General features: G+C 55.5%; 15 protein-coding genes and 2 tRNA genes. 2 read left to right on the top strand and 15 right to left on the bottom strand.

The features are described from left to right. Positions 1-105 precede the first annotated feature (105 nt). The 9 genes from nlpI to RTP97_RS16870 form a co-directional block, all read right to left on the bottom strand. Positions 106-990 carry a lipoprotein NlpI gene (gene nlpI, locus RTP97_RS16910; RefSeq protein WP_042390165.1) on the bottom strand — a complete coding sequence of 295 codons (885 nt, stop codon included), beginning with the start codon at positions 988-990 and terminating at the stop codon, positions 106-108. A 112-nt stretch (positions 991-1,102) separates the two neighbouring features. After that, positions 1,103-3,238 carry a polyribonucleotide nucleotidyltransferase gene (gene pnp, locus RTP97_RS16905; protein ID WP_409455956.1) on the bottom strand — a complete coding sequence of 712 codons (2,136 nt, stop codon included), beginning with the start codon at positions 3,236-3,238 and terminating at the stop codon, positions 1,103-1,105. Positions 3,239-3,480: 242 nt separating this feature from the next. Next, the gene (gene rpsO / locus RTP97_RS16900; RefSeq protein WP_004385056.1) at positions 3,481-3,750 is read right to left on the bottom strand and encodes a 30S ribosomal protein S15; all 270 of its coding nucleotides are present in this window, start codon (positions 3,748-3,750) and stop codon (positions 3,481-3,483) included. Positions 3,751-3,902: 152 nt separating this feature from the next. Then, the gene (truB, locus tag RTP97_RS16895; RefSeq protein ID WP_312415726.1) at positions 3,903-4,850 is read right to left on the bottom strand and encodes a tRNA pseudouridine(55) synthase TruB; all 948 of its coding nucleotides are present in this window, start codon (positions 4,848-4,850) and stop codon (positions 3,903-3,905) included. Continuing rightward, a complete protein-coding gene (rbfA, locus tag RTP97_RS16890; RefSeq protein WP_042390148.1) occupies positions 4,850-5,251 on the bottom strand; it encodes a 30S ribosome-binding factor RbfA in 402 nt (133 codons plus the stop codon). The genes truB and rbfA overlap by 1 nt, the downstream gene beginning before the upstream one ends. A gap of 82 nt (positions 5,252-5,333) precedes the next feature. Further along, on the bottom strand, positions 5,334-8,051 hold the full coding sequence (gene infB, locus RTP97_RS16885; protein ID WP_312415724.1) for a translation initiation factor IF-2: 2,718 nt from the start codon (positions 8,049-8,051) through the stop codon (positions 5,334-5,336). A gap of 24 nt (positions 8,052-8,075) precedes the next feature. After that, positions 8,076-9,563 carry a transcription termination factor NusA gene (gene nusA / locus RTP97_RS16880; protein ID WP_312212005.1) on the bottom strand — a complete coding sequence of 496 codons (1,488 nt, stop codon included), beginning with the start codon at positions 9,561-9,563 and terminating at the stop codon, positions 8,076-8,078. 28 nt (positions 9,564-9,591) lie between these two features. After that, positions 9,592-10,044 carry a ribosome maturation factor RimP gene (gene rimP, locus RTP97_RS16875; RefSeq protein WP_312212004.1) on the bottom strand — a complete coding sequence of 151 codons (453 nt, stop codon included), beginning with the start codon at positions 10,042-10,044 and terminating at the stop codon, positions 9,592-9,594. Between the two features lie 207 nt (positions 10,045-10,251). Continuing rightward, positions 10,252-10,328: transfer RNA gene (locus RTP97_RS16870), tRNA-Met, on the bottom strand. Between the two features lie 353 nt (positions 10,329-10,681). Between RTP97_RS16870 and argG the strand changes: the two genes are divergently transcribed. Further along, positions 10,682-12,028, top strand: a complete 1,347-nt coding sequence (argG, locus tag RTP97_RS16865; protein WP_312415722.1) for an argininosuccinate synthase — start codon at positions 10,682-10,684, stop codon at positions 12,026-12,028. Positions 12,029-12,088: 60 nt separating this feature from the next. On the opposite strand, the gene agp is transcribed toward argG, so the two are convergent. Then, entirely contained in the window at positions 12,089-13,330 is a 1,242-nt protein-coding gene (gene agp / locus RTP97_RS16860) for a bifunctional glucose-1-phosphatase/inositol phosphatase (RefSeq protein WP_312415720.1), read from the bottom strand. An 89-nt stretch (positions 13,331-13,419) separates the two neighbouring features. Beyond that, on the bottom strand, positions 13,420-13,779 hold the full coding sequence (locus RTP97_RS16855; RefSeq protein ID WP_312415718.1) for a helix-turn-helix domain-containing protein: 360 nt from the start codon (positions 13,777-13,779) through the stop codon (positions 13,420-13,422). Between the two features lie 100 nt (positions 13,780-13,879). On the opposite strand from RTP97_RS16855, the gene RTP97_RS16850 reads away from it, so the two are divergent. Next, positions 13,880-14,629, top strand: a complete 750-nt coding sequence (locus RTP97_RS16850) for an SDR family oxidoreductase (protein ID WP_312415715.1) — start codon at positions 13,880-13,882, stop codon at positions 14,627-14,629. Positions 14,630-14,654: 25 nt separating this feature from the next. On the opposite strand, the gene RTP97_RS16845 is transcribed toward RTP97_RS16850, so the two are convergent. The 4 genes from RTP97_RS16845 to RTP97_RS16830 all read right to left on the bottom strand — a co-directional run bounded on the left by RTP97_RS16845 (position 14,655) and on the right by RTP97_RS16830 (position 16,698). Further along, complete coding sequence (locus RTP97_RS16845; RefSeq protein ID WP_312415731.1) at positions 14,655-15,314, bottom strand: metallophosphoesterase; 660 nt, start codon at positions 15,312-15,314, stop codon at positions 14,655-14,657. 132 nt (positions 15,315-15,446) lie between these two features. Then, positions 15,447-15,533 (bottom strand) — tRNA-Leu (locus RTP97_RS16840). Between the two features lie 9 nt (positions 15,534-15,542). Then, the gene (gene secG, locus RTP97_RS16835; RefSeq protein WP_312211999.1) at positions 15,543-15,878 is read right to left on the bottom strand and encodes a preprotein translocase subunit SecG; all 336 of its coding nucleotides are present in this window, start codon (positions 15,876-15,878) and stop codon (positions 15,543-15,545) included. A 232-nt stretch (positions 15,879-16,110) separates the two neighbouring features. Beyond that, entirely contained in the window at positions 16,111-16,698 is a 588-nt protein-coding gene (locus RTP97_RS16830; protein WP_312415729.1) for a M23 family metallopeptidase, read from the bottom strand. Positions 16,699-16,768 lie beyond the last annotated feature (70 nt).

Here is a 16,768-nt window from a genome sequence, read left to right as displayed (position 1 = left end):
AAAGTGTGAACCGGCTCAAAGTAGGTGTATTGACGAACAACAACGCCCTCACCCGTGAAGATGATGGCAATCAAAAAGATTGTGGGCTGATGTTTATGTCGTCAGCTATTGCTGGTCCGATTCTGCCAGGTCGTCTTGCTCCTGGCCCAAGAGCGATAATTCCAACAATGCATAACGGTGCTCAACATAGTTGTGTACGTTGTTAGCAACCGCTAATTTGAACAGTGCCGTAGCGCTGTCCTTTTCCCCCAGACTTAGGTAGTACTTACCTAAATAGAAGTTGGTTTCACTGAGATGCTCAGCGAGCGAGGTGTTATCCGTTGCGTCCGCCTTCAGGCGTTCCATTAACGTTTTTTCGTCAATGTTGCCCAGGTAGAACTCGACAATGTTCCATCCCCATTGCTCCTTGTCCGATTTCTCGAAGCGCTGTTCCAGTGCTTCTTTCGCCTGCTTCTCATCGAGCTTCTGCTCGGCGAGATAAAGCCACAGGCTGCGGAAAGGATCGTTGGGATCGTCTTGATAAAACGCCAGCAGATCATCTTGCGCTAACTTGTCACGACCGCCGTAGTAGAGGGCGATACCGCGATTCAAGTGCGCGTAGTTGTAAGTTGGATCAAGCTCAAGTACAGAATCAAACGCTTCATAGGCAGCATCAAAATTGCCTGCCTGCGTTAAGTAAATGCCGAGGTAGTTAAACACCTCAGGCATATCGGGTCGGATTGCCAACGCTTGTGAAAAATCATTTCGCGCCAGTGCCCTCAGACCGAGACTATCATACAACACTCCGCGCTCATATAAAAGCTGTGCGCGTTCATCATCGGTTAAAGCCCGACTGGCAAGAATTTGTTCCATACGTGCCAGAATCACTTCCTGCTGCAAAGTCGGTTGCAGTGGCACTGCGAGGACTTCGTTCTTACGCCAGGCAGAGTTGCTGCATCCTGCCAGCGTTAGAGCTGTCGCAACGAAACACCAGCGCAAAAAAGGCTTCATTTCCTACTCCCGAAGACAACAAAAGGTTGAACGTCCTGTCCCCCGGCTGCAATGCTGGCATCCTGCCCGGTTGTAAAAGCTCCCCGCCAGCGGCGAGGAGCTAATGGCAACGTTACTCGCCCTGGTCTGCTGCCGGCGCCTGCGGCGCATCAGCGGACGGAGACTGCTCGGTTGCTTCTTTGATGCTCAGACGAACACGGCCCTGGCGGTCAACTTCCAGAACTTTCACCGGTACTTCCTGACCCATCTGCAGGTAGTCGGTCACTTTCTCAACGCGCTTGTCAGCGATCTGAGAGATGTGTACCAGACCCTCTTTACCGCCGCCGATGGCAACGAACGCGCCAAAGTCAACGATACGGGTCACTTTACCATTGTAGATACGGCCAACTTCGATCTCGGCAGTGATCTCTTCGATACGGCGGATAGCGTATTTCGCTTTTTCACCGTCGGTCGCTGCGATCTTCACGGTACCGTCATCTTCGATTTCGATGGTGGTGCCGGTCTCTTCGGTCAGCGCACGGATCACAGAGCCGCCTTTACCGATCACGTCTTTGATCTTGTCCGGGCTGATCTTAATGGTGTGGATACGCGGTGCGAACTGGGAGATGTCGCCACGCGGCGCGTTGATCGCCTGCTCCATCACGCCCAGGATATGCAGACGTGCACCTTTCGCCTGGTTCAGCGCAGCGTGCATGATCTCTTTGGTGATACCTTCAATTTTGATATCCATCTGCAGAGCAGAGATACCTTCACGGGAACCCGCTACTTTGAAGTCCATGTCACCCAGGTGATCTTCGTCGCCCAGAATGTCGGACAGCACGACAAAGTTGTCGCCCTCTTTCACCAGACCCATCGCGATACCCGCAACGGCAGCTTTGATCGGCACACCAGCGTCCATCAGTGCCAGCGATGCGCCGCACACGGAAGCCATTGAGGAGGAGCCGTTGGATTCGGTGATCTCAGACACCACACGCACGGTGTACGGGAACTTCTCGATGTCCGGCATAACGGCCAGTACGCCGCGCTTCGCCAGACGACCGTGACCAATTTCACGACGCTTCGGCGAGCCAACCATACCGGTTTCACCTACGGAGTACGGAGGGAAGTTATAGTGGAACAGGAAGCTGTCGGTGCGATCGCCCATCAGCTCGTCGATGTTCTGCGCGTCACGTGCGGTACCCAGGGTCGCGGTAACCAGCGCCTGCGTTTCGCCACGGGTGAACAGCGCGGAGCCGTGAGTACGCGGCAGCACGCCAGTACGCACGTCCAGACCACGGATCATATCTTTTTCACGGCCGTCGATACGCGGCTCGCCAGCCAGCACGCGGCTACGGACCACGTTTTTCTCGATGGCGTGCAGGATGTCGCCCAGCTCGTTAGCGTCCAGAGATTCGTCTTCGGCAACCAGGGTAGCGATAGCTTCAGATTTGATAGCGTCAACCTGAGTGTAACGCTCCTGCTTGTCGGTGATGCGGTAGGCATCGCTCAGACGGGATTCAGCCAGGGCAGCAACGCGTGCGTTCAGCGCTGCGTCAACAACTTCCGGCTGCCAGTCCCAACGCGGTTTACCAGCTTCTTTCACCAGGTCATTGATGTTCTGGATAACGATCTGCTGCTGCTCGTGGCCAAACACCACCGCGCCCAGCATCTGGTCTTCGCTCAGCAGCTCTGCTTCGGATTCAACCATCAGCACAGCGGCTTCGGTACCGGCAACCACCAGGTCCAGCTTACTCTCTTTCAGCTCGTCCTGAGTCGGGTTCAGAACGTACTGGTCGTTGATGTAACCAACACGCGCAGAGCCGATCGGGCCGTTGAACGGAATACCGGACAGAGAGAGGGCTGCGGACGCACCAATCATGGCCACGATGTCCGGGTTAACCTGCGGGTTAACGGAAACTACGGTGGCGATAACCTGCACTTCGTTAACGAAGCCTTCCGGGAACAGCGGGCGAACCGGGCGGTCAATCAGACGCGCAATCAGGGTTTCGCCTTCGCTTGGACGGCCTTCACGACGGAAGAAGCCACCCGGGATTTTACCGGCAGCGTAGGTACGCTCCTGGTAGTTAACGGTCAGCGGGAAGAAATCCTGGCCCGGTTTAGCTTTTTTCTGGCCCACTACGGTTACGAATACCGCGGTGTCGTCCATGCTTACCATAACGGCTGCTGTCGCCTGACGCGCCATCATGCCGGTTTCCAGGGTTACGGTATGCTGACCGTACTGGAATTTACGAATGATCGGATTAAGCAAAATTTTACCCTTTCTTAAATGTTTGACAGCACACCTTGCGGCGTGCTGACGTTAAACCCGATCCTCAGTGCATCCTCGCGACTAATGACAACCGACACCCCCCTGGGTGAAGCCTCTCATTAGCCGCGCGAACCTCTGCAACGAAGATCATTCAAAGCAACAATACAATAGTTTAGAGTGAATTGCTGCCGTCTGGTTGAAAAAAGGGGCCATAAGGCCCCTTTCTCTGAAACTCGCCAGACTTAGCGACGCAGACCCAGACGCTCGATCAGCGCAGTGTAGCGTGCAACATCTTTACGTTTCAGGTAGTCGAGCAGTTTACGACGCTGAGAAACCATACGCAGCAGACCACGACGGCTGTGGTGATCTTTTTTGTGCTCTGCAAAGTGACCCTGCAGGTGGTTGATCTGAGCAGTCAGCAGGGCAACCTGTACTTCGGTAGAACCGCTGTCATTTTCGCCACGACCGAACTCGGAAACGATTTTTGCTTTAGCTTCAACGCTTAGAGACATTTTGAACTCCAGAATTAAAAGAATGAAAGGATGCCGATCTCTAATTCAGCGATCCCAGATATAACGCCCGTCCGCTGTTACACAGCCAACGCGACGTTAAGCGGCAATATTCTACTCGCAGTACCCTGTTATCGCAAGGTAGCTGCATAAGCTTATGCCGCCGGATACTCTACAACAAGTCGACGCGGGGCGACGCGGCCCTCATCGTCAATCTCGCCCATGCCGATAAACTTGCCTTCGTCACCTTCCGTGACCCGCACCAGCCCGTCGAGCGGCGCGCCCGTGGTTCGTACCGGGTTACCGTTCTTGAAGTAGACCGACGAGGTCAGCGGCAGATTGACCAGCGGGAAGTCAGCGGCCGGGCTGTCCATCGGCATCAGCAGCGGATCCAGCAGCTGAGCGGCTGGCCTCTCCTGCTGTTCCGCCTGCGCGACCAGCTCATGCAGCTGCTCCAGGGTCACCATGCGATCAATCGGGTAGGTGCTGACGGCCAGGCGACGCAGGAAGGTCACGTGCGCGCCGCAGCCCAGCTTCTCGCCGAGATCGTCAATGATAGTCCGGATATAGGTGCCTTTCGAGCAGTGGACTTCCAGCTCCAGCTCGTTACCTTCGTGGCGAATAAACAGCAGCTCATAGACGGTAATCGGCCGGGCTTCACGCGGCACCTCAATGCCCTGGCGCGCGTACTCATAGAGCTTTTTGCCCTGATATTTGAGCGCCGAGTACATCGACGGAACCTGCATCGTGTCGCCACGAAAACTTTCCAGTGCGTCAGCAAGCTGTTCCGCGCTGAAGGTTACCGGCCGCTCCTCAACGATTTCACCATCCGCATCGGAGGTGTCGGTACGCTGGCCGAGGCGAGCAATCACCCGGTAGCGCTTATCGGAGTCCAGCAGGTACTGGGAAAACTTTGTCGCCTCGCCCAGGCAGATCGGCAGCATGCCGGTCGCCAGCGGATCCAGCGCGCCAGTGTGCCCGGCACGGTTGGCGTTGTAGAGGCGCTTTACTTTTTGCAGCACGTCGTTGCTGGACATCCCCTGAGGCTTATCCAGCAGCAGCACGCCGTGCACGTCGCGACCGCGACGACGAGGACGACTCATTAGTCCTCCTTGCTGTCGTCCGGGTTGACGCGACGCTCATCGTCCTGTCGCACCACGTTGGTCACCAGGTTAGACATGCGCATCCCCTCGACCAGCGAGTTGTCGTAGAAGAAGGTCAGCTCCGGCACGATACGCAGGCGCATGGCTTTGCCAAGCAGAGAGCGGATGAAGCCAGACGCTTCCTGCAACGCTTTGAGGCCCGCTTTTACCGCGTCCTCATCTTTGTCGTTCAGGAAGGTGACAAACACTTTGGCATAGGCCAGATCGCGGGACATTTCGACACCGGAAACGGTAGTCATCATACCCAGACGCGGATCTTTAATTTCGCGCTGCAGGATCATCGCAATCTCTTTCTGCATCTCCTGAGCCACGCGCTGCGGGCGACCAAATTCTTTCGCCATAATAAATTCTCCAGACAAAAAAGGGGCCATTAGCCCCTTTTAATATGATTGCCGGGTGACGCGAGGCGATCCCGGCCTACAATCACTCAATGCTACGTTTGATCTCGATGATCTCGAACACTTCGATCATATCGCCAACGCGAACGTCGTTGTAGTTCTTCACGCCGATACCACACTCCATGCCGTTACGGACTTCGTTAACGTCATCTTTGAAGCGGCGCAGGGACTCCAGCTCGCCTTCGTAGATAACCACGTTGTCACGCAGGACGCGGATTGGGTTGTGACGTTTAATGAGACCTTCGGTAACCATACAGCCCGCGATCGCACCGAATTTCGGTGATTTGAACACGTCACGCACTTCAGCCAGACCGATGATCTGCTGTTTCAGCTCAGGCGACAGCATGCCGCTCATCGCTGCTTTCACTTCGTCGATCAGATGGTAGATGACGGAGTAGTAGCGCAGATCCAGGCTCTCAGCATCGATAACTTTACGCGCGGAGGCGTCAGCACGAACGTTGAAGCCAACCAGGATGGCGTTGGACGCCGCAGCCAGGGTTGCGTCGGTTTCGGTGATACCACCTACGCCGGAACCGATGATCTTCACTTTAACTTCGTCAGTAGAGAGTTTCAGCAAGGAGTCGGAGATCGCTTCCACAGAGCCCTGTACGTCAGCTTTCAGTACGACGTTCACCTCGTGAACTTCGCCCTCGGTCATGTTGGCAAACATGTTCTCGAGTTTAGATTTCTGCTGGCGCGCCAGTTTAACTTCACGGAATTTGCCCTGACGGTACAGCGCAACTTCACGCGCTTTCTTCTCGTCACGCACGACGGTGACTTCATCACCGGCAGCCGGAACACCGGACAGACCCAGGATCTCAACCGGAATGGACGGACCCGCTTCCAGCACTTCCTGACCCAGTTCGTTACGCATCGCACGCACGCGGCCATATTCGAAGCCACACAGCACGATATCGCCTTTGTTCAGCGTACCTTCACGCACCAGCACGGTAGCAACCGGACCACGACCTTTATCAAGGAAGGACTCGATGACCGCACCGCTGGCCATGCCTTTACGTACCGCTTTCAGCTCAAGCACTTCAGCCTGCAGCAGGATCGCGTTCAGCAGATCGTCGATACCGGTACCCGCTTTCGCAGACACAGGGATGAACTGAGATTCACCGCCCCACTCTTCCGGCATAACGCCGTACTGGGAGAGTTCGTTCTTCACGCGGTCCATGTCAGCTTCTGGCTTATCGATTTTGTTCACCGCAACCACCAGCGGTACCTGCGCCGCTTTCGCGTGCTGGATAGCTTCGATGGTCTGCGGCATCACGCCGTCGTCAGCCGCTACCACCAGTACAACGATATCCGTTGCCTGCGCACCACGAGCACGCATGGAGGTAAACGCGGCGTGGCCCGGGGTATCCAGGAAGGTGATCATGCCGTTTTCGGTTTCTACGTGGTAAGCACCGATGTGCTGGGTAATACCACCCGCTTCGCCGGACGCCACTTTAGTAGAACGAATGTAGTCAAGCAGCGAGGTTTTACCGTGGTCAACGTGACCCATGATGGTCACAACCGGTGCACGCGGCTCGGCCGCTGCGCCCGTATCACGGTCGCTCATTACCGCTTCTTCCAGCTCGTTTTCACGACGCAGGATAACCTTGTGGCCCATCTCTTCGGCAACCAGCTGTGCGGTTTCCTGATCGATGACCTGGTTGATGGTAGCCATTGCGCCCAGCTTCATCATCGCTTTGATGACCTGAGAGCCTTTAACGGCCATCTTGTTCGCCAGTTCGCCAACGGTGATGGTTTCGCCGATCACGACGTCACGGTTAACTGCCTGAGCCGGCTTCTGGAAGCCCTGCTGCAGGGAAGAACCTTTACGTTGCTTGCCGCCTTTACCGCCACGACCTGCTGCACGCGCTTCTTCACGGTCAGCTTTGGATTCAGCGTGTTTGTTGCCCTTCTTCTGAGGACGGGCAGCTTTTGCAGCGGTACGGGTACGGCCACGGCCGCCTTCTACTTCACGATCGTTTTCATCTTCAGCCTGGCGAGCATGCTGAGAAGTGGTCACGTGATAATCGCTGGTGTCTTCGGTTTCTGCAGGTTCGATAACCCCGTTCCTCTCGTTTTCTTCCGCCATACGGCGTGCTTCTTCTGCTACGCGACGTGCTTCTTCTTCAAGCTTACGACGCGCCTCTTCTTCAGCTTTACGCTTCAGCTCTTGCGCTTCGGCTTCACGACGCGCTTTTTCAGCCTGGGCAGCTTTGGTCATTTCGTCAGATGGTTGATTGCTCACTTTGCTCGTTTCCGCAGCGTCGCGCTTCGCCGTATCAGCGGTGTCGCGTTTCGCTTTTTCTTCGGCTTCACGCTTCGCTTTCTCTTGTGCGTCACGCTTGGCTTTGTCCTCGGCTTCACGCTTCGCAGCTTCCTCTGCTTCACGCGTTGCCTTCTCTTCCGCTTCGCGCTTCGCCTCTTCTTCCGCGGCGAGACGTTCAGCCTCTTGCGGATCGCGTTTTACAAAGGTGCGCTTTTTACGGACTTCGATCTGCACCGATTTACTCTTCCCGCCGGTGCCAGGGATATTCAGCGTGCTGCGCGTTTTGCGCTGCAGCGTCAGCTTGTCCGGCGCGGAACCGTGTTCACGGTTCAGGTGCGCCAGCAGCGTCTGTTTCTCTTGTGCTGTTACTGAGTCTTCAGCAGCCTTCGGGATCCCTGCATCAGCAAATTGCTGTACCAGGCGGTCCACGGAGGTCTGAATCTCAGCGGCCAGCGCTTTTACGGTTACATCTGTCATGCTGTTCCTTCCTGCTACAGTTTATTACGCTTCGTCGCCGAACCAGCAAATATTACGTGCGGCCATGATGAGCTCACCCGCTTTCTCGTCGGTTAATCCTTCGATATCGCTTAGGTCATCAACGCCCTGGTCAGCGAGGTCTTCCAGCGTACAAACACCACGAGCAGCCAGTTTAAACGCCAGCTCGCGATCGAGGCCTTCAAGGTTAAGCAGGTCGTCAGCCGGTTTGTTATTACCAAGGCTCTCTTCCTGCGCCAGGGCCAGGGTCGTCAGGGCATTTTTCGCGCGTTCGCGCAGGGCCTCAACGGTCTCTTCGTCCAGACCCTCAATTTCCAGCAGCTCTTTAATTGGCACATAGGCCAGCTCTTCCAGGGTTGAGAAACCCTCTTCAACCAGCACGGTGGCGAACTCTTCGTCAATGTCCAGGTGCTTAGTGAAGGTATCAATCGCCGCATGGGCTTCCGCCTGATGCTTAGACTGAAGGTCGTCAACGGTCATGACGTTGAGTTCCCAGCCGCTCAGCTGCGAAGCCAGACGGACGTTCTGGCCGTTACGGCCAATCGCCTGCGCCAGGTTACCGGCTTCAACGGCGATATCCATGGTGTGCTTGTCTTCATCCACCACGATAGAGGCTACGTCTGCCGGTGCCATCGCGTTGATCACGAACTGCGCCGGGTTGTCGTCCCACAGAACGATATCGATACGCTCGCCGCCCAGCTCGGTAGAGACCGCCTGAACACGTGCGCCGCGCATACCGACACAGGCTCCGACCGGATCGATACGCTTATCGTTGGTCTTCACCGCGATTTTCGCACGGGAACCCGGATCGCGGGCTGCCGCTTTGATCTCGATAACTTCTTCACCGATCTCTGGCACTTCGATGCGGAACAGTTCAACCAGCATTTCCGGTTTGGAACGGGTCACGAACAGCTGCGCACCGCGCGCTTCAGGGCGCACCGCGTAGAGCACACCGCGAATACGGTCGCCCGGACGGAAGTTTTCACGCGGCAGCATATCTTCACGCAGGATCACGGCTTCAGCATTGCTGCCCAGATCCAGCGTGATGTTGTCGCGGTTCACTTTCTTCACCACGCCGGTGATGATCTCACCTTCGTGCTCGCGGAACTGATCGACAACCAGCGCGCGCTCGGCTTCACGTACCTTCTGCACGATAACCTGCTTCGCCGTTTGGGTAGTGATACGGTCAAAGGTGACAGACTCAATCTGATCTTCAACGTAGTCACCCGGGTTCAGGCTCTCATCTTCGTAGCGTGCAGCTTCCAGCGTGATTTCACGCGTCGGCATGGTGACTTCTTCGACGACTACCCAACGGCGGAAGGTATCAAAGTCACCGCTTTTACGATCGATCTCAACGCGGACATCGATCTCTTGCTCATATTTTTTCTTTGTTGCTGTAGCCAGCGCACTTTCCAGCGCTTCAAAAATTTTCTCGCGCGGCAGCGCTTTCTCATTGGAAACAGCTTCAACAACAGCCAAAATTTCTTTATTCATTGGGGGCCTTTCACCTCAATCCAGACTGTTAAAAGTGGGGGACCAGGTTCGCTTTCTGAACGTTGCTCAGGGCGAACACTTCATCTTTACCTTCGACCGTAACGGTGATCATCTCGCCATCGACACCTTTGATAATGCCCTGCCATTTGCGACGATTCTGAACCGCCATACGCAGCACCAGCGTGACCTCTTCGCCTAAATAGCGCGTGTAGTGTTCGGCGGTGAACAACGGACGATCAAGACCAGGTGAGGAGACTTCCAGGTTGTAAGCGACGGTAATGGGATCTTCGACGTCCATCACGGCGCTAACCTGATGGCTGACATCAGCACAATCATCAACATTGATGCCATCTTCACTATCAATATAGATGCGCAGCGTAGATGTGCGACCACGGATAAATTCAATACCAACCAGTTCGTAGCCCAGCGCTTCGACCGGTGCGGTAATCATCTCTGTTAATTTTTGCTCTAATGTGGACAAACCCACCCCCAAGACATAAAAAAAGGGCGTAAGCCCAGTTATTCTGTAGTCAGATAACAAAAAACCCCGATAAATCGAGGCTTTAGATAACTGAACCCTATAGCCGTAACAACGGCCTGGAGAACCTTTCGCTACTGTTTTTTTCAAATGCGACGCCGAAGGCACAAGGTCTTCATAGTATATTTGAAAAAGAACACTAAGGGAAAGTGGTTGCGGGGGCCGGATTTGAACCGACGACCTTCGGGTTATGAGCCCGACGAGCTACCAGGCTGCTCCACCCCGCGCCTGAATCGTGGCAAATACTACGCCGATATTGCACTAAATGCAAGTTAAGACAGGTGTAAACACCGGGAACGACTGATTAGACAGACATTATAATCAATTGATTTTATTCATTGCAACAAAAAAACGCGCCCTTCTCATCTGCTTCACTATTATCCATTCATTTTTTTTAATGATTTTGCCACGCAACCCTTCCGGTCTCCACGAAAAGATGATTAAATGAAAACTCACTTATTTTGCATAATCATGCATTACTGAGCGATAGCCAGGCGCTTTCTGCGGTAATGTTTAGCCTATCATCATGGCGTGGCTGTTAAGTCTCTCACCATAGGTATAGTTAGCAGGGATTTATTTTATGACGACGATTCTCAAGCATCTTCCGGTTGGACAACGTATTGGCATCGCTTTCTCCGGCGGCCTCGACACCAGCGCAGCCCTGCTATGGATGCGCCAAAAGGGCGCGGTTCCTTATGCCTACACGGCGAATCTGGGTCAGCCAGATGAGGATGACTATGAGGCTATCCCACGCCGTGCAAAAGAGTACGGTGCAGAAAACGCGCGCCTGATCGACTGCCGTAAGCAGCTGGTTGCCGAAGGCATCGCCGCTATTCAGTGCGGTGCGTTTCATAACACCACCGGCGGGCTGACCTATTTCAACACCACGCCGCTGGGCCGTGCCGTAACCGGTACCATGCTGGTTGCCGCCATGAAAGAGGATGGCGTAAACATCTGGGGCGACGGCAGCACCTATAAGGGCAACGATATTGAGCGTTTCTATCGCTACGGCCTGCTGACCAACGCCGAGCTGAAGATCTATAAGCCGTGGCTCGATACCGACTTTATCGATGAGCTGGGCGGCCGCCAGGAGATGTCCGAATTTATGATCGCCTGCGGCTTTGACTACAAAATGTCGGTAGAGAAAGCCTACTCCACCGACTCCAACATGCTGGGCGCGACCCATGAAGCGAAGGACCTTGAGTTCCTCAACTCCAGCGTGAAGATCGTTAACCCGATCATGGGCGTCAAGTTCTGGGATGAGAGCGTGAAGATCCCGGCGGAAGAGGTGACCATCCGCTTCGAGCGTGGTTACCCGGTAGCGCTGAACGGCAAAACCTTCGCTGACGACGTTGAGCTGATGCTGGAAGCTAACCGCATCGGTGGCCGTCACGGCCTGGGCATGAGCGATCAAATTGAGAACCGTATTATCGAAGCGAAGAGCCGTGGCATCTATGAAGCCCCGGGGATGGCGCTGCTGCACATCGCCTACGAGCGTCTGCTGACCGGTATTCACAACGAAGATACCATTGAGCAGTATCACGCTCATGGTCGCCAGCTCGGCAAACTGCTTTATCAGGGCCGCTGGTTCGATCCGCAGGCGCTGATGCTGCGTGATGCCCTGCAGCGCTGGGTGGCGAGCGCCATCACCGGCGAAGTGACCCTGGAGCTGCGTCGTGGTAACGACTACTCCATCCTGAATACGGTCTCTGACAACCTGACCTACAAGGCAGAGCGTCTGACCATGGAGAAAGGCGACTCTGTCTTCTCTCCGGACGATCGTATCGGCCAGCTGACCATGCGTAACCTGGACATCACTGACACCCGCGAGAAGCTGTTCAACTATGTAGAAACGGGCCTGCTCTCCTCTTCGGCCAGCACCGGCCTGCCGCAGATGGATAGCCTTGAGCACACCGACAAGCAGTAATAGCGGATTACAGTATCAAGGGCGCACAAGCGCCCTTTTTTATGCCTGAGAGTTCACACCCTACTTCGCCGCGTCGTTCAGGACCGCATTGAATTTATCCAGCGGGCAGAAACCGTTCGCGTCTACCGGACAGCCCTTCAGCTCCAGCGTCACGCGCTGCGCCGGTGCCTGCAGCGTGAGCACATCTGCATTACGCAGCTGCTCTGCGCTCTGATACACATACTCAATCTTCATAAGATCGCGGCTGGCGCTCTGGTCGTGCCAGCGCTGGAAGACAATTTTGCCGCCAATTGGCGTACGCTCATACTGGTCATGCAGCTGGTAGGGTTTGAAATCCAGCGCCGTCAGCAGCGAGGCGATATTGGAGTCATGCCCCACCAGCAGCGTGACTTTCGGCGCGCTGGCCTGGTCCGTTACTAACGCCTTGTCGATATACTTCACCAGCGGTTTAGCCACGTTCTGCGCCACTGCCGTAGAGGTGAAGAGCGAATCCTGGTAGCCGTTTTTCAGCTTCGACAGCACCCGCCACTGCTGATCGGTTTTGATCTCACCCCAGGCGACCTGATCCATCGGGAAGCCTTCGTAATACTGTAGAGTGAAGGCATCCACCAGCGAGTTGCCGACCTTTAGCGGCCCGGAGACGCCCGGCTCTTTCTCATACCCGGCGCTGAAGGTATCTTTCGGGTCGGTCAGGGAGCAGACCTGCTTCTCCTTACAGGAGGGGGAGTTGTCATAGTTTGTTATCTGCGCTAACAGCTTATAGCTTTCATCCAGCTGCATCGCCTGACGTTCGCTCTGCATTGCCTGCACCGCCCTGTCACGGAACGCCGTATCCTTATCGGTGATAACCGGGTTGAAGGTGGGATCCATTGTGCCCATCGCTTCCTGATGGTGAACCGGCACGTCGCAGCCGGGGAACGCACCGGTGATAAAGAACTGCGCGGTGGCTACAGTGCGTTGCAGGCTGTTGGCGTAGGCATAAACGGCGTCAGGCGTCGGGCATTCCCCTGACTTTACCAGTCCCTGCTCCGCCAGCCATTCACGCATGTAGTGCCCCATATAGACTTCGAGCACGCCGCCCTTGGTGGTGAGCTGCCCACCCGGCACATCCCACTCAGGCCACTTGTTTGGCGTCGACTGCTGCAGCACGCTACCGTTATCCGCCAGCGGCGCGCGCAGGTTATGGCGGCTCATGATCAACACCTGTTGTAGCTGATAGCCCTCCGGCGTCGTTTGCGCCTGCGCCCCTGCGGTCAGCGTTAATGCTCCGGCCAGCGCAGCTGCGAGTAGTGCTCTTTTCATCCCTAACTCCTCACCTTTGTCATCGTCGCGCTAAGTGTGACAGATTGATGACAAATTTCCCGGAGCCGTTTCGCAAAGTGGGCAAGCAGCTAATGCTTAAGCTGTTGACCGTATTCACGCATCCAGTCGGCCAGCGGCGCGAGAGCATTTTGCAGAGTGAGGCCAAGGGCAGTGATTTGATACTCCACGCGGGGCGGAATTTCAGGGTAGACAGTACGCGTGACCAGTCCGCGCTGTTCGAACAGCCGCAGCTGTTTGGTGAGCTCTTTTTGCGTAATGGGCGCGGCGGCCCGCAGCAGATCGCCAAACCGCACCGGCTCGTTGATGACGATCAGACGATAGATAATCGGGATGGCCCACTTTCCTGAGATCAACCCGATAAAGCTGGTCATCGGGCAGGGTTCGTGCTGACAATTTTTTTCTTCTGCGCAGCTGAGTAATTCCGCCATTGCACACCTCTCGCCTCTTTAGTATCCAATTGGTACCTGGTTTCTTTTAGATACTAACGTTTCTATAGTGCTTTCTCCACTCTTCAATCAGGAGAAGCAAATGGGTCGTTTAGCAGATAAATATACGCTGATTACCGGCGGAACAACGGGCATTGGCCTGGCAACGGCGCAGGAATTTATCGCCGAAGGGGCGCACGTGGCGGTAACAGGCCGCAACCCCGAGACGCTCGCCGACGCGCAGCGCATTCTGGGCGATAACGCCTGGGTGATCCCCGCCGACGCAGGCGATATCGCCGCGCAAAAACAGCTTGCCGGGACGATTGCCGCCCGCTGGCCGCGGCTGGATGCGGTCTTCATCAACGCAGGGGACGTTACCCATGGTGAGATTGAGGCGTGGGACGAGGCCAAGTGGGATCGCCTGATGGGGATTAACCTTAAAGGCCCCTTCTTTTTGATTCAGGCCCTGCTGCCGCTGTTGAATAATCCCTCTTCGGTGATCCTCTGTGGCTCGGTCAGCGCACGCATCGGTCTGCCCACCAGCAGCGTCTACGCCGCCAGCAAGGCCGGTCTGCTTTCGCTGGCGCGCACGCTGTCAGCCGAGCTGATGCCGCGCGGTGTCCGCGTGAACGGTCTTAGCCCCGGCCCGGTAGAAACTCCAGCGCTGAGCAAACTTGGCCTTGGCGAAGAGGCGTTGCGGGCCATGCAGGAGGAGATTATCAAGCTGGTGCCGCTCGGGCGAATGGGAACCGTGCGTGAGCTGGCGAAGGCCGCGCTCTATCTCGCGTCGGATGACTCAAGCTATACGGTGGGCACCGATCTGCTGGTCGATGGCGGCGTGGGAAGCCTGTAACGGCCTGCAGCTCCTGTTTAAAGGCTTACCCGGTCTGGATCTGCATCAGGGTTAAATTGCCGCTCATTACCGCACCGGTGTCAATGTAGTACTGATTAGCAAAGCGTTGCGCCTTACGCAGCGGCGTATGACCAAAGATAAAGAGATCCGCGCCGTGGATCTCTTTCACTCTGCCCGCCAGAGAGGCCGCAAGCCGATCCCGATTCCAGAGAAGCTGATCCTCCTCTACCGGTTTACCGTAGACGTAGCTATCGTCAGGGTAGTCGGCATGACAAACGATCACTTTTTTACCCTGCGTGTTAACTTCAATGACCAGCGGCAGCGCAGCGATATGTGGCAGCAACGCTCTGGCCTGCTGCTCCTGCTCTTCATCCAGATTGAAAAACCAGCTGCCGCCGTTCATCATCCAGTGGCTGGCGCTGCCGTTATGAAGCAGGCAGTTCAGCATCATCTGCTCGTGGTTGCCGCGCACCGCCCGGCACCAGGGGCAGGTCACCAGCGTCATGCACTCCACGTTCTCGACGCCGCGATCGGTAAGATCGCCTACGGAAATCAGCAGATCCTGCGAGGTATCAAAGCCAACGAAGCTAAGTTTGTTCAACAGCAGGCTGTAGCAGCCGTGAAGGTCGCCGGTAACCCAGATATTGCGCCATGTCGCGCCGTTGAGCCGCTGCCAGGTCATGATACTTACCGTACAGGAGAGGTTGCTGTTTTTAAGCAGTATAGCCGGGAGAGGATAAGAGAAAGAGAGCGCCGCCGTATTCATGGCGTACAGACGAAAAAAAAGAGATCTTGCGATCTCTTTTTTCTGGAATATTGGTACCGAGGATGGGACTCGAACCCACAAGCCCGTTAGGGCACTACCACCTCAAGGTAGCGTGTCTACCAATTCCACCACCTCGGTACGGAATACTTACTGTGGGATATCGCTGGTCGGCTTGTTAGCCGGCGCTGCGGGTTGAGTCTGCTCAGATTTCGCTGGCGCACTCAGGTTTTCCCACTCGCTCCCTTTGTTGGTTTTGTTGCTGTTAATGTTACCCAGCACCAGGCTGATAATGAAGAACAGGGTTGCCAATACAGCCGTCATACGGGTCATGAAGTTACCAGAACCACTTGAACCGAACAGCGTACCGGAAGCGCCTGCACCAAAGGAGGCTCCCATATCAGCGCCTTTACCTTGCTGCAGCATGATTAGACCTACAAGGCCAATCGCCACAATAAGGAAAACTACTAAAAGAGCTTCGTACATAATCAACCTGTTCCTTGCGGAGTTGCCGCATAACATAAGCTTCAAACCCTGAATGGGTTTCAAACCAAAAGCGGGAGTTAATGTTATTTCCCACTTGAGCGGGTGTGAATACTAACCAAAGCGGATGCCCTGCGCAAGGGCAATTTCGCTGCATTGTATCAACTGCGGAAAAAAAGAGCAAAAGCCGTATGGAAAGGCGATTCAATGCACTAAGTGCGCATAAAACAGACGCTTACCGTCGGGCGTTTTTCGGGGTTGCCTTCACTAATTTGTACTTGCCGTACTGGCGTACGATCCGCCAGACGTCGTTTCCCTGCTCGATAGGTTCATTGAGGCTGTAGAACGTCGTTTTGTTACCCTGCCGAACCCCTACCTGTAACGCCTCGCCCTCCCCGCTGACCAGCGTAACGATCGGCGTCATATCCATTTCAGGTGTGCCGGCTGGCTCTTCGGCCACCGCGGGCGGGGATGTACGGCCTGCCGGGATGGCTATCATACTCACGGGATCGATGGCCTGCTGGTTGTGGCTCAGCGCAAGATGCAGATGCGGGCCGGTCGTGCGCCCCGTTGCGCCAGATAGCGCCATCACCGTCCCCTGTTTGAGCTGCTCACTTTTATGGACGCCGATTTTGTTGAGGTGAAGATAGCGGCTGCGCCAGCCCTTCCCATGGTCAACGGTGACAAAAAAACCGGTTAGCGGCCCATAACCGGTTCCTGTTACCTGACCGTCTGCAATGGCCATCACCTCGCTGCCTAAGGGCGCGCGAAGATCAACGCCTTTATGGTCAAGAAAAGCATGTTCAAGCGGATGAAAACGCATGCCGAACGGCGAGGTTACGTGAGGTGTACCGGAAAGCGGCCAGCTAAATTGGGGGGCCACTTGCAGGGGG

It is taken from the genome of Pseudescherichia sp., from assembly GCF_031998825.1.
Taxonomy (GTDB): domain Bacteria; phylum Pseudomonadota; class Gammaproteobacteria; order Enterobacterales; family Enterobacteriaceae; genus Pseudescherichia.
This window is presented reverse-complemented; position numbering and strand designations above follow the sequence as displayed.

Bases quoted from the DNA above. Each gene is read 5' to 3' on its own strand.
- nlpI (WP_042390165.1), bottom strand. From the start codon at position 990: ATGAAGCCTTTTTTGCGCTGGTGTTTCGTTGCGACAGCTCTAACGCTG.
- rpsO (WP_004385056.1), bottom strand. From the start codon at position 3,750: ATGTCTCTAAGCGTTGAAGCTAAAGCAAAAATCGTTTCCGAGTTCGGT.
- truB (WP_312415726.1), bottom strand. From the start codon at position 4,850: ATGAGTCGTCCTCGTCGTCGCGGTCGCGACGTGCACGGCGTGCTGCTG.
- rbfA (WP_042390148.1), bottom strand. From the start codon at position 5,251: ATGGCGAAAGAATTTGGTCGCCCGCAGCGCGTGGCTCAGGAGATGCAG.
- infB (WP_312415724.1), bottom strand. From the start codon at position 8,051: ATGACAGATGTAACCGTAAAAGCGCTGGCCGCTGAGATTCAGACCTCC.
- nusA (WP_312212005.1), bottom strand. From the start codon at position 9,563: ATGAATAAAGAAATTTTGGCTGTTGTTGAAGCTGTTTCCAATGAGAAA.
- argG (WP_312415722.1), top strand. From the start codon at position 10,682: ATGACGACGATTCTCAAGCATCTTCCGGTTGGACAACGTATTGGCATC.
- agp (WP_312415720.1), bottom strand. From the start codon at position 13,330: ATGAAAAGAGCACTACTCGCAGCTGCGCTGGCCGGAGCATTAACGCTG.
- RTP97_RS16855 (WP_312415718.1), bottom strand. From the start codon at position 13,779: ATGGCGGAATTACTCAGCTGCGCAGAAGAAAAAAATTGTCAGCACGAA.
- RTP97_RS16850 (WP_312415715.1), top strand. From the start codon at position 13,880: ATGGGTCGTTTAGCAGATAAATATACGCTGATTACCGGCGGAACAACG.
- secG (WP_312211999.1), bottom strand. From the start codon at position 15,878: ATGTACGAAGCTCTTTTAGTAGTTTTCCTTATTGTGGCGATTGGCCTT.
- RTP97_RS16830 (WP_312415729.1), bottom strand. From the start codon at position 16,698: ATGCGTTTTCATCCGCTTGAACATGCTTTTCTTGACCATAAAGGCGTT.